We start from the raw sequence: 12,205 nt of genomic DNA on the forward strand, positions 1-12,205 counted from the left end.
TCGCAAATTGCATTTCTCTGATCGCCGCAAATGGAAAACGCGCTCGCTCGGAGCTCGAGCGAGCGCGTCCAGCGGGATGTCCCGGTTACTGGGAAAGGCCAATCTGGCGCGAGATATCAGTGATCTGAGCGATCTGGTCGTTGACGAACGTCGTGAAGGCCTGGCCATGCATCTCGAAGGGCATCAGACCGTTCTGAGACATTACGCCTTTCCACTCGTCGCTGGAGTACAGGGTATCGATGGTATCGACCCACCAGTCGTAGGCGTCGTCGGAGACATCCGCCGGTATATAGAAGCCACGCCAGTTGGGGGCGACGGTATCGATCCCCTGTTCCCGCGCCGTCGGCCATTCGTGCAGCTTACCGGGCAACCGTTCTTCGGAAAGGATCGCCAATGGCCGCAGGTCACCGGACTCGATAAAGCTGATCACTTCCGAAATATCACCGGTGAAGGCGTCGACGTGACCGCCCAGCGTCTGTGTCACCGCTTCGCCGCCGCCGTTGTATCCCAGATAGGCAATGCGCGCCAGATCGTCCACCCCGGCCTCGTCGGCGGCCATCAGCAGCTTCAGATGATCCCAGCCGCCGGTGGCGGTGCCGCCGGTAAAGCTCACCGCACGAGGATCCTTCTTGAGCGCCTTCATCACCTCGGGCAGCGATTGATAGGGAGAGTCCGCGGCGACGGCAATCACACCGTAGTCGGCGCCCAGCGTGCCGATCCAGTTGACCATGCTGGCATCCATGCCCGGAAACTGACCGCGAGCCAGACCGGTGGTGGTCACGGTGCTGGCGGCAACGATCACGTTCTCCTGGCCGGCGCGCTTCTGCACCACGTGGGAGAAACCGACGCCGCCGCTGGCACCCGGCATGTTGATGGTCTGGACGTTGCCGTCGACCAGTCCGAGATCGGCGAGAACGCGTCCGACGGAGCGACAGGTGAAATCCCAGCCGCCGCCCGGATTGGCCGGAGCGATACAGTCGATCTTTCCGGTCTGTTCGAAAGCCTGGGAGGTACTGGCTGCACCCCAGAGTAGGCCTCCGGCAATGAAAGTGATCAGGGTGGATCGAATCATGGCGTGCTCCTTCGTCTTGTTATCGGTCTATATCGCTCGGCAAAGAGCAACTGGCCCAGAGCCGTGGTCGATGAAGGCCGTGGTCGATGAAGACTGTAGCGAGCGGCGTCAGGAGACAAAATTGTTATTTGAACAAGCGACCCTTCGCGGTTTCCGAAGGATTTGCACCTTGGTCGTAACCTTCACGATCTCGAATCGCCAGGGGGTTCAGCGTCTCGCGTACTGACACCGGCCAGATGCTCGACCATCTGGCGGGCGATCAGGGGCAGCGCCTCCAGGTCGCGCACGCCAATGACCAGCTCGCGTTCCGCCCAGGCATCGACCAACGGAATCGTCGCCAGCGACAGACTTTCGCGATAGGCCGCAACGGCGCGGGCGGGAAGAATCCCGATCCCCATGCCACGGTCGATCATCCGGCAGATGCCTTCGAAGCTGCGCACCTGAATGCGCATTCTTAGCGGCCGCGCCAGGCGCTGAGCGTCCTGGTGTAGCAGCGCCTGAAGTGAAGAGTCCTGCTCCAGGCCGATGAAGTCGTAATCCATCGTGTCGGCAAACGCCAGACTCGTCCGACTGGCCAGCGGGTGATCTCGCGCGGTAACCAGTACCAGCCGATCCCTTCGGTAAGGGCGAATCAGTAGTCCCTCGGCGGGGGTATGTCCCGAAAAGATGCCGATGTCGGTCAGGCCGTCGCGCACCGCCGCGATGATCTCGTGGCTCAGGCGCTCCTGCATGTCGATGCGAATCTGCGGGTAGCGCCAGGTAAAGTCGCTGAGGTCATCGGGGAGAAACTCGATCACCGCCGAGGTATTCGCATGCAGGCGCACGTGCCCCCGGATGCCCACGCTGTACTCGCTGAGATCGGCATTGAGATGGTCCAGGCTGTCGAGCATGTGTCGGGCATGATGCAGAAGCGCATGGCCGGCGGGCGTCAATTCGACGCCGCGAGGACGGCGGTAGAGTAGCGTCGTCGATAACTGGGTCTCGAGGTCGCTGATTCGTTTACTGACGGCCGCCAGTGCCAGATGCTCGCGCTCGGCGGCGCGGGTCAGGCTTCGCGAGTCGGCGATGGCAACGAACAGCTTGAGCGTCGTGAAGTCGAGTCGTTTCATGGCGATGGCGCCTGCGTGCGGCAATGATCGCCTCACTCTAGCGTTCGCGATCGGCGAAGCCTAGCTTGACGATCGCCTAATTGTTGCGCGTTGCTGACTGAGTCAATCTTGGTCGGGCGAGGTCTGCTGGATGAGTAGTGGATATGAAGTGATAAAGGAGATCGACATGGCGGCCAGCAACGACATGGCAGTCAACGACAATGCGCAGGCGCTAGCGGGACTCAAGGTGGTGGAACTGGGTCAGCTGATTGCCGGCCCTTTCGCCAGTAAGCTGCTGGGCGAGTTCGGTGCGGACGTGATCAAGATCGAGCCGCCGGGAACGGGGGATCCGCTGCGCAAGTGGCGTGTGCTCAAGGATGACACGTCACTGTGGTGGCACGTCCAGACCCGCAACAAGCGTTCGCTGGCGCTCGATCTGCGCTCCGAGGAGGGCCAGGAGATCGTGCGGCGACTCGTCGATGAGGCGGACATCGTGATCGAGAACTTTCGTCCCGGCACGCTGGAGAAGTGGGGGCTGGGTTGGGAGGCGCTGAGCGAGCGCAACCCGGGCCTGATCATGGTGCGCATCTCCGGTTATGGCCAGACCGGCCCTTATCGCGACCGTCCGGGATTCGGCGTGATCGGCGAGGCGATGGGCGGGCTGCGTTATCTCTCGGGCCATGCCGGGCAGCCGTCGGTGCGTGTGGGGATCAGCATCGGTGATTCGCTGTCGGCGCTGTACGGCGTGATCGGCGCTTTGCTGGCGCTGCAGGAGCGTCATCGCAGCGGCCGGGGCCAGTACATCGATGTCGCGCTCTACGAATCGGTATTCGCGATGATGGAGAGTCTGATTCCCGAGTACGACGGCGCCGAAGTGATCCGCGAACCCAGCGGCAGCGCCTTGCCGGGGATCACGCCCTCCAATGCCTATCTCTGTGCGTCGGCCGAGGCCGAGGGTGAGGGTCAGGGTCAGGGCGAGGAATACGTGCTGATCGCCGGCAATGGCGACAGTATCTTCAAGCGCCTGATGACGGCGATCGGCCGTCAGGATCTCGCCGACGATCCGCGCTTCGCGCATAACGACGGCCGCAGTCGTCACGCCGAGCTGATCGACGGCGCCATCGCTGACTGGACCCGGCAGCACCGGCGCGATTACGTGCTCGACGTGCTGGAGAGCGCGCACGTGCCGGTCGGTTATCCCTATACCGCGAAGGACATCGTGGCCGATCCGCACTATTTAGCTAGGGAGATGATCGAGACCATCCAGCTGGGAAATGGCGAAACGCTCAAGGTGCCGGGCGTACTGCCCAAGCTGAGCCGGACGCCGGGTCGCATCGACGGGGGCGGACCGGCGTTGGGTCAGCACACGCAGGATGTGCTCGACGAACTGGGCATCGACCGCGAGACCCAGGCCAAGATGCGTGAAAGAGGAGTGATCTGATGACCGATTTGATGCCTGGTTCGATGCCTGATTCGATGATCCGGACGAACACGCAGCCTCGCATTACCATCAACGATGTGGCGCCACGAGACGGTCTCCAGATCGAATCGCGATTCGTGCCGACGGAAGAGAAAATTCGGCTGATCGATGCGCTCTCCCGCACTGGCCTGGCCAAGATCGAGGCGACGTCGTTTACCTCGCCCAAGGCGATTCCCAGCCTGCGCGATGCCGAAGAGGTGATGCGGGGGATCGAGCGTGTACCCGGAGTCGACTACGTCGTGCTGGTGCCCAACGAGAAGGGTGCCGAACGTGCGTTGGCCTGCGGCGTCGACGAGATCAATCTGGTGCTGTCGGCCAGCGATAGTCATGGTCGTGCCAATCTGCGCATGACGGCCGAACAGTCGCTCGAACGCTTCGCCAACATTCTCGAGATCACCAAAGGCAGCAACGTCTTCGTCAACGCCTCGATCTCGACGGCATTCGGCTGCCCCTTCGAGGGTGACGTGCCCTTCAAGCGGGTGCTCGGGATTACCGAAAAACTGCTGGCACTGGGCGTTCAGGGAATTTCGCTTTGCGACACCACCGGCATGGCCAACCCGCGCCAGGTTGCCGACCTGTGTCGTGAAACGTTGAGCCGCTGGGCGTGGCTGCCGTTGACGCTCCACTTTCACAACACGCGCGGCATGGGGCTGGCCAATGCGCTGGTGGCGTGGCAGAACGGCGTCACCCGCTTCGATGCCTCGCTCGGTGGATTGGGCGGCTGCCCTTACGCGCCGGGCGCCACCGGTAACGTCTGCACCGAGGACCTGGTGCACATGTTCGAGCAGATGGGCGTGGACACCGGCGTGGATCTCGAGCGTCTGATGGCGGCCGCCGAGCTGCTGCCGGCGATGATCGGCCATGAGGTGCCGGGGCAGGTGGTCAAGGCCGGTACCTCGGATCGGCGATATCCATTACCGGAAGCGGCTGGCGGCTGATCTCGTCCGGTGTCATGCCGCTACCGCATCGCGCTCGTGAACCAGACGACCGTTGGCCCAAGTCGCCGCCACGGTGCGATCGTCGCCCAGCATCATCATCGCGAACAGGCGCTCCGAGAGCGTCTCCGTCTGGGAAAGCCGGCGTGACATCAATGGCGTCGCGTCCGGGTCGAGCACGACGATATCCGCCTCGAACCCGGCCTGCAGGCTGCCGATCTTGTCAGCCAGATGGAGCGCCCGCGCGTTACCTAGCGTGAGGCGGTAGAACCCCTGCCAGCCGGTCAGCGCCTGACCGAGCAGTGCGCCGACCTGATAGGCGCCTTGTAAGGTGCCGAGACCGGATAGTGTGGTTCCCGCACCGACGTCGCTGGCAAGCGATGTCGTAAGACCCGCATCACGACACGCCAGCCGATCCATCAGTCCGCTACCCAGAAACAGATTCGAGGTCGGGCAGAAGGCGATATTGGCGCCACGCTGAGCCAGGCGGCGGCGCTGATCGTCATTCAGATGGATGCCATGGGCGAAAGTACTGCGCGGCCCGACCAGGCCATAGCGCTCGTAGACGTCCAGATAGTCCCGGCTTTCCGGAAACAGTTCCGCGACCCAGGCCACCTCGCCGCGATTCTCCGATAGATGGGTCTGTAGATAGAGATCGGGGGCGTTGTTCAGCACGCCCCCCACGGCGTCGAGCTGCTCGCGGGTGGAGGTCGGTGCGAAACGTGGCGTCAGCGTATAGCTCAAGCGGTCGCGGCCGTGCCAGTCGGCGATCAGACGTTCGCTGTCACGCACGCCACCCAGCGTATCGTCGGTCAGGGCGTCCGGCGCGTGACGATCCATCAGCACCTTGCCGGCAATAATGCGAAGCTGACGGCGCTGAGCGGCACTGAAGAAGCTGTCGACCGACACCGGATGCGAAGAGCAGAACACCTGGGCGGTGGTGGTGCCGACGCGCAGCATCTCGTCGAGGAATCGCTCGGCGCCGGCCTCGGCATAAGCGGCATCAGCGAACCGGCATTCGGCCGGGAAGGTGTAATCGTTGAGCCAGTCGAGCAGCTCGCGACCGTAGGACGCCATGATCTCGAGCTGGACGTAATGGACGTGGCTATCGATGAAGCCGGGCATCATCAATTTGTCGCGGTAGTCGACGATCTCGATACCGGGCGGCAGTTGGTCGGCGAGTACCTCGAAAGGCTCGACAGCACGGATATGCCCGTCGACGATCCAGATCGCGCCATCCTCGAGATAGCGCGTGGTGGCGGCCAGCGGCGTCGCTTCCTCGCCGGGATCGTCGAGGCAGGTGAAAAGCGGGCCGCGCAGCAGACGTTGGTGAGTGTTCATGGTCATTCTCTAGCAGGATCTTTGACGAATGGGGCGCTCTCGAGCGGTTCGAAAGCGGAGAAGGTATCACGCCAGGTTTCCGGGGAAATGCCGCGCTGGGCCGGTTTGCTCGACGGTCGTTGCTGGGCCAGCAGCTCGGCGGCAACGCTGATCGCGATTTCCTGCGGACGTTTGTTGACCGTCGAACCCAGGCCGATGGGGCAGCGAACCCGGGCCAGCGCGGTATCGTCGAACCCGGCGGCGGCCAGGCGCGAGCGAAAGCTGGCCCATTTGCTTCGCGAGCCGATCATGCCGATGGATCGCCATGCCTCTTGGCTCGAGTTTGTTCGAGATAGTAGTGCCGCGATCAGCGCACGATCCTGGGCGTGATCATGGGTCATCACCAGTACATGGCTGGCGGGCGGAATCGCCGCCACGGCGCGGTCGATCCCTTCGGCGTCCGGGGTCAGCTCCATCGGCCGAATGCGAGCAGGATAACCGTCGTGGCCGTTTTGCAGCGGAAACGCCTCGGCGCGGCTATCGTACCAGTCGATGCGCCAAGGTAATGGCGCCAGAAGTTCCACCAGCGCCTGGCCGACATGCCCGGCGCCGAACAGCGTCAGATGACTTTCGGCACCGGCGAAGACTTCGATCAGCACGTGGACGAAGCCGCCACAGCACTGACCGGAGCGACCGCCCAGCGGAAACGCTTCGAGATAGGTGCCTGCCGCCACGGGCGTTGCCTTGAGATGCCGGCGAGCGGCCTCGATCACCTGCTGTTCGAAGTGGCCCCCGCCCAGGGTGTCGATGACCTCCGTCGGGGTAACGACCAGCTTGGCGCCGGGCTCGCGCGGGGTCGAGCCGGCGGCGCCGACCACGCTAGCCAGGGCGTGGGGCGCCGCGCTTTCCTGCAGTCGATGCAGCGCGGCGTGCCAGGTTTCGTGCTGGTCCAGGGCTTCGAGAGAGCCCCGCGTCTCGGGCGAGTCGCCAGCGCTCATGGTGTCGCTCCGGTGTTCGAGTTTTCGGCTTCCGGCTTTTGGGCGCTCGGCTTTTGGGAGCGCAGCGCTTCGGCGGCCATCAATACGCGCTCCGGCGTGGCCGGGGTATCCAGCGGCGGGCTGACGCGATAATCGGTGAGGCTCGCCAGCGCGTCGCGCAGCGCCGACCACACCGAGATGCCCAGCATGAACGGCGGTTCGCCCACGGCCTTGGAGCGATAGATACTAGCCTGGGAGTTGGGATGGCCTTCGAGCAGTTCGACGTTGAAGATCGGTGGCAGGTCACCGAACGTCGGGATCTTGTAGGTGGCGGGGCCATCGGTCAGCAGACGGCCGTCGTCGTTCCACTTCAACTCTTCGCTGGTCAGCCAGCCCATGCCCTGAATGAAGCCGCCTTCGACCTGACCCAGGTCGATCGCCGGATTGAGCGAATCGCCGACGTCGTGAAGGATGTCGACGCGCTCGACGCGGTACTCGCCGCTCAGGGTATCGACACTGACCTCGCTGACCGATGCGCCGTAAGCGAAATAGTAGAACGGCCGCCCCTGCCCGCTGTCGCGATCGTAGTGAATCAGCGGGGTGGAATAGAAGCCGGTCGCCGACAGCGAGACCCGGCCGAGATAGGCGGCCTGGATCAGTTCTCCCCATGACACCACGGCCGTCGACGCGCCGGTGTCGGTGACGAGCTTGCCGTTTTCGAGATGCAGCCCTTCGCGGTCGAACTGATAGTGCTCGGCGGCGAAATCGAGCAGGCGCTGGCGGATCTGGGTAGCGGCATCGCGTGCGGCCATGCCGTTGAGATCCGCGCCGCTGGAGGCCGCGGTGGGCGAGGTGTTGGGGACCTTGTCGGTGCGGGTGGCGCTGATTCTCACCGAGTCGAAATCGATACCGAGCTCCCGGGCGACGACCTGACACACCTTGGTATGCAGACCCTGGCCCATTTCGGTTCCGCCGTGATTGATCATCACGCTGCCGTCGGTATAGACGTGAAGCAGGGCACCGGCCTGATTGAGATGCTTGGCAGTGAACGAGATGCCGAACTTGACCGGCGTCAGCGTCAGGCCACGCTTGATCACGCTACTTTTGCGGTTGAATTCACGAATCGTGTCGCGCCGTTGCCAGTAGTCGCTGCTGCGCTCCAGTCGTTCGATGATCTCCACCATCAGCGGATGCTGGTCGACGTGCTGGCCATAGTGGGTGGTGTCACGTCCTTCGCGGTAGAGATTTCGCTTGCGTACGGTCAGTGGATCCTGGCCGACATGGCGGGCGATATCGTCCATCGCCCGTTCGACGATCATCATGCCCTGGGGTCCGCCGAAGCCGCGGAAGGCGGTATTCGAGGCGGTGTGGGTACGGGCACGATGGCCGGTCACGCGTGCCGCGCCCAGCGAGTAGGCGTTGTCGGCGTGGAACATGGCGCGATCGACCACCGCTTCGGACAGATCCGGCGAATGGCCGCAATCGCCGATCAGGGTGATATCGCCGCCGACGATCACGCCGTCACTGTCGAAGCCCAGACGGTAACGATTGTGGAACGGGTGGCGTTTGCCGGTAGCGCGGGTGTCGTCGGCCCGCGGCAGACGCAGGCGTATCGCGCGTCCCGTGCGGCGGGCCAGCAGCGCCGCCATGCACGCCCAGGGCGCGGCCTGAGTCTCCTTGCCGCCGAAGCCGCCGCCCATGCGGCGATTCTCCACCGTCACCGCGTGGAACGGGATATCCAGCACCTCGGCGACCAGTTTCTGGGTCTCGCTGGGATGCTGGTTGGAAGTGTAGACGGTGACGCCTTCATCTTCGCTGGGCACGACGAGGCAGGCCTGGCCTTCGAGGTAGAAATGTTCCTGACCGCCGACGAACTGCTCGGCCTCGAGCACGTGGGGCGCGTCCGTCAACGCCTGCTGCCAATCGCCGCTGACCTGCACGTGCGTCGGCCGCACGAATTCGCCGGCCTCGGCGGCGGCAACCGGATCGAAACGGGGCGGCAGCGGCTCGATTTCGACGACAGCCGCCCGGACGGCGCGGCGTGCTTCGGCATAGCTGGTGGCGGCCACGGCAAACAGCGGTTGCCCGACATAACTCACTGTCTCGTCGGCGAACATCGGATCGCCCGGGAACACCGGGCCGATATCGCGATGCCCGGGAATATGCTGCGCCGCGATGACGTCGACGACGCCGGGCATCTCGCGTACCGCGTCGAGATCGAGTCGCGTCACCCGCCCATGAGCGATCTGACTCAGACCGACCATGGCGTGCAGCGTGCCGTGAGGCGCTGGCAGATCATCGATATAGCGGGCGCGACCGGTGACATGCTGGGTACCACTTTCATGAGCCTGGGCGTGCTTGTTGGCCGTGGCTGATGGGCGCGGCGTGACGGTGTCACGGGCCACCGGCTCGTCGCCTTCGAGGCGGCCGGTCTCCCGGTCCGGCTCCGATAACTCGGATTCGATCTGCGCTTCCAGCGACGCCTCGGTATCTTTCCGTGGCGCTGCGGTTTCGGACTCGGACCTAGCCGTTACGGTCGTGGCACGTGAAGAGTTGAACAGCCGTTTAGTGAGCGTACGCATCGAGAGCCACCTCCGGCGTCGGAACGTTCGAGTCGGCCCGAGCCAGCGTCAGCCGCCAGCGTTCGAGCAGATTGACCGCGGCGATAAGGCGGTAATCAGCGGAGCCACGGGCATCGCTCATGGGCGTGAGTGAATCGCGCAGCGCCTTTTTGGCGATTTCGAAGGCTTCTTCGCCGGGCGCCTGGCCTTCCAGTGCCGCCTCGACGGCCTGGAGCCGCAATGGAGTCGCCGCCATGCCGCCGTAGGCGACGCGGACGTCCGCGAGAACGCCGTCCCTCAATCGCCAGCGAAAAGCGCCCAGCAGTGTCGAAATATCGTCCTCACGGCGTTTGGAGAGTTTCCATACCCGCAGCTCGTGATCGGCCCGGGGTTGGGGCAGATAGATGGCGGCAACACACTCGCCGGGCTCGAGCGCCGTCTTCTTGTAATCGAGGAAGAACGATTCGAGCGGCAATTCGCGGATACCCTCAGGGCCGGCCAGACGCAGCCTGGCATCCAGCGTCAGCAGCACCGGCGGGGTATCGCCGATCGGCGACGCATTGGCGATATTGCCGCCCACGGTAGCGCGGTTGCGAATCTGGTCCGAGCCCAGCCGGGTCAGCAGATGCGCGAACGCCGGATAGTGCTCGGCCAGCAGCGGCTCCCATTCGCGATAGGTAACCGCCGCACCGATCCACCAGCCGTTGGCGTCTTCCTCTATCTGGCGCAGTTCCCGTACCTGACGCAGATCGATCAGCGTATCCAACCGCTCAAGGCGCTGGGTCACGTCGAGCCACAGGTCTGTTGCACCGGCCACCAGCGGCGCCTCGGGATGGCGTTGCATCGTGGCGATGAGTTCGGCCAGCGTGGCCGGGGTCTGATAGCCGGGAGTCGACGAGTCGTCATCGGCTTCTGCGGGTTGGCGAGTCAGCGCGCGAATCTGGTTCTCCAGCGCCGGATCATCGGCCCAGGGCGGCCGAACGTCGGCGCGGTCGACCATGCTCGAGGCGGCATCCCGAATCGGGCGATAGCCGGTACAACGGCAGAGATTGCCGCCCAGGCTGGCTTCGAGTCGGTGAGGATCCAGTGCTGCACCCGGCGTCTTGCGCTGCTGCTCGTGCAGGGCGAACAGTGACATCACGATGCCGGGCGTACAGAAGCCGCACTGGCTGCCATGGCACGCCACCATCGAGGCCTGCGCCGGATGCAGCGCGTCACCTCGGGCGAGACCTTCGACGGTGATCAGGTGCGCGCCCTGAAGCTGGTGCGCCGGCGTGATGCAGGCGTTGGCCGTGCGATAGGCGAGTGCTCGGGGGGCGCCTTTGGGATGGCCGTCTTGGGGATGGCCGTCTTGGGGATGAGCGATCGCCACGGTGCAGGCACCGCAGTCGCCGGAGGCACAGCCCTCCTTGGTACCACACTGGCCGAGCGGACCCCGTAACAGTTCCAGCACGCTGGTGTCGGGGGTGACGGCCACGCGTTGGGATTGGCCGTTGAGAAAGAATTCGATCATCGGGGACCCGTCGTTATCATTGTTTTGGTCAATGCGAGAAAGCGGTTCGTCAAAATCCTGACCGATCGGTCAACTTTGAACAGCGTCTTCGATTCCAGCCGCGATGGCAAGTGCTCTCTACCAGCGTTTGAACCGACCCGCCGGCAGACAACCCACCCAATTCAGCATAGCATCGGCACCGTGGACCACTAGGGCGCGTCCCGGGGCGGGCGATTTCATTTTGATAGATGTTTGCAGATAGATGTGTGCAAGGAGCTCAGGTGGATAATCACGATCTTCCCGAAACCACGGCTCGGGAGCGTAACGAGCAGCGCATTTTCGAGGCTGCGGAAACCATCTTCGCCCGGCACGGTTACCGTGGCGCCAGCATCCAGGCGATCGCGGCGGCGGCCGGCATTCCCAAGTCGAACGTTCTCTATTACGTCGGCAGCAAGCGACGGCTCTACGTCACGCTGCTGGAACGCACGATGTGGCGGTGGAACGAGATGTTGAGCGATATCGATGTCGATGATTCCCCGGCAGAAGTGCTCGAGGCCTTCATTCGCAGCAAGATGCGGCTGAGTCAGACCCATCCCCAGAGTTCACGGCTTTTTGCCAACGAGATACTTCAGGGAGCGCCGTTTCTGAAGGAATCGCTCTTCGACGAGATGCGGGAATGGATGGACGCTCGCACCCGGGTTTTCCGTCAGTGGGCGGAGCGCGGGCTGATGGATCCGGTGGATCCCGTCTGGCTGATATTCCTGATCTGGTCGGCGACCCAGCATTACGCGGACTTCGAAACCCAGATCGTTGGCATTACGCCTCGCAACGAGCTTGGAGAAGAGGACTTCCAGTCGGCCAGTGACTTCCTCTGTCAGGTCATCATCAAGGGGTGCGGGGCGCGCTAGCGAAACCGTCGATCGGTATTGGCAGGGGACGAAGGCTATCGATTGGGAATCGGGTAGAAAACGGCGGGGGGCAGAAGAGCGAAGATAATAACCACTGATTCAAACTCGGATGCGAATCCCTTCGCGCTCGACTTCCTGTCGAGTCTCAACCTTGAGGGCCGGCAACGTCCTGTTGCACTGCTGTCGATCCCTGAACGCGCTCCTTGCGAGTGCGTATCATCCGTGAAGGTGCCTCCTTGCCGCAGCGGCATCCTGCCGTTGCCAGTGTAGCCGACTCGGGATCGACAAAGCGAACCGGAAACTCGCTAAAAATCGTTAATTTACAAAGTGATACGCCTGTTTGTTTGTTCGCTTGCTAGCTTTCTTCAAGTC

General features: G+C 63.5%; 9 protein-coding genes. 3 read left to right on the forward strand and 6 right to left on the reverse strand.

The genetic code is table 11. The features are described 5' to 3' along the window. Window positions 1-85 precede the first annotated feature (85 nt). Window positions 86-1,072 carry a Bug family tripartite tricarboxylate transporter substrate binding protein gene (locus tag ACUN9V_RS14985; protein ID WP_445511989.1) on the reverse strand — a complete coding sequence of 329 codons (987 nt, stop codon included), beginning with the start codon at window positions 1,070-1,072 and terminating at the stop codon, window positions 86-88. 182 nt (window positions 1,073-1,254) lie between these two features. Beyond that, window positions 1,255-2,181, reverse strand: a complete 927-nt coding sequence (locus tag ACUN9V_RS14990; RefSeq protein WP_445511990.1) for a LysR family transcriptional regulator — start codon at window positions 2,179-2,181, stop codon at window positions 1,255-1,257. 166 nt (window positions 2,182-2,347) lie between these two features. Here ACUN9V_RS14990 and ACUN9V_RS14995 point away from each other — a divergent pair, with 166 nt between their 5' ends. Both ACUN9V_RS14995 and ACUN9V_RS15000 read left to right on the forward strand, forming a co-directional pair. Further along, complete coding sequence (locus tag ACUN9V_RS14995) at window positions 2,348-3,601, forward strand: CaiB/BaiF CoA transferase family protein (RefSeq protein ID WP_445511991.1); 1,254 nt, start codon at window positions 2,348-2,350, stop codon at window positions 3,599-3,601. Beyond that, window positions 3,601-4,578, forward strand: coding sequence for a hydroxymethylglutaryl-CoA lyase (locus tag ACUN9V_RS15000; RefSeq protein ID WP_445511992.1), 978 nt, complete (start codon window positions 3,601-3,603; stop codon window positions 4,576-4,578). The genes ACUN9V_RS14995 and ACUN9V_RS15000 overlap by 1 nt, the downstream gene beginning before the upstream one ends. Window positions 4,579-4,590: 12 nt before the next feature. Here ACUN9V_RS15000 and guaD read toward each other — a convergent pair whose 3' ends face one another. Genes guaD through xdhA form a run of 4 tightly spaced genes read right to left on the reverse strand, consistent with a single transcriptional unit; the run spans window position 4,591 to window position 10,946 of the window. Next, on the reverse strand, window positions 4,591-5,922 hold the full coding sequence (guaD, locus tag ACUN9V_RS15005; RefSeq protein ID WP_445511993.1) for a guanine deaminase: 1,332 nt from the start codon (window positions 5,920-5,922) through the stop codon (window positions 4,591-4,593). Further along, window positions 5,919-6,893 carry a xanthine dehydrogenase accessory protein XdhC gene (xdhC, locus tag ACUN9V_RS15010; protein ID WP_445511994.1) on the reverse strand — a complete coding sequence of 325 codons (975 nt, stop codon included), beginning with the start codon at window positions 6,891-6,893 and terminating at the stop codon, window positions 5,919-5,921. Before xdhC ends, guaD begins: the two co-directional genes overlap by 4 nt. Further along, window positions 6,890-9,454: a xanthine dehydrogenase molybdopterin binding subunit gene (xdhB, locus tag ACUN9V_RS15015; RefSeq protein ID WP_445511995.1), complete on the reverse strand. Its 2,565-nt coding sequence runs from the start codon at window positions 9,452-9,454 to the stop codon at window positions 6,890-6,892. The genes xdhC and xdhB overlap by 4 nt, the downstream gene beginning before the upstream one ends. Continuing rightward, complete coding sequence (gene xdhA / locus ACUN9V_RS15020) at window positions 9,438-10,946, reverse strand: xanthine dehydrogenase small subunit (protein ID WP_445511996.1); 1,509 nt, start codon at window positions 10,944-10,946, stop codon at window positions 9,438-9,440. The genes xdhB and xdhA overlap by 17 nt, the downstream gene beginning before the upstream one ends. Before the next feature lie 260 nt (window positions 10,947-11,206). Here xdhA and ACUN9V_RS15025 point away from each other — a divergent pair, with 260 nt between their 5' ends. Further along, window positions 11,207-11,833, forward strand: coding sequence for a TetR family transcriptional regulator C-terminal domain-containing protein (locus ACUN9V_RS15025; RefSeq protein WP_439282887.1), 627 nt, complete (start codon window positions 11,207-11,209; stop codon window positions 11,831-11,833). Window positions 11,834-12,205 lie beyond the last annotated feature (372 nt).

It is taken from the genome of Salinicola sp. V024, from assembly GCF_052645315.1.

Bases quoted from the DNA above. Each gene is read 5' to 3' on its own strand.
- ACUN9V_RS14985 (WP_445511989.1), bottom strand. From the start codon at position 1,072: ATGATTCGATCCACCCTGATCACTTTCATTGCCGGAGGCCTACTCTGG.
- ACUN9V_RS14990 (WP_445511990.1), bottom strand. From the start codon at position 2,181: ATGAAACGACTCGACTTCACGACGCTCAAGCTGTTCGTTGCCATCGCC.
- ACUN9V_RS14995 (WP_445511991.1), top strand. From the start codon at position 2,348: ATGGCGGCCAGCAACGACATGGCAGTCAACGACAATGCGCAGGCGCTA.
- ACUN9V_RS15000 (WP_445511992.1), top strand. From the start codon at position 3,601: ATGACCGATTTGATGCCTGGTTCGATGCCTGATTCGATGATCCGGACG.
- guaD (WP_445511993.1), bottom strand. From the start codon at position 5,922: ATGACCATGAACACTCACCAACGTCTGCTGCGCGGCCCGCTTTTCACC.
- xdhC (WP_445511994.1), bottom strand. From the start codon at position 6,893: ATGAGCGCTGGCGACTCGCCCGAGACGCGGGGCTCTCTCGAAGCCCTG.
- xdhB (WP_445511995.1), bottom strand. From the start codon at position 9,454: ATGCGTACGCTCACTAAACGGCTGTTCAACTCTTCACGTGCCACGACC.
- xdhA (WP_445511996.1), bottom strand. From the start codon at position 10,946: ATGATCGAATTCTTTCTCAACGGCCAATCCCAACGCGTGGCCGTCACC.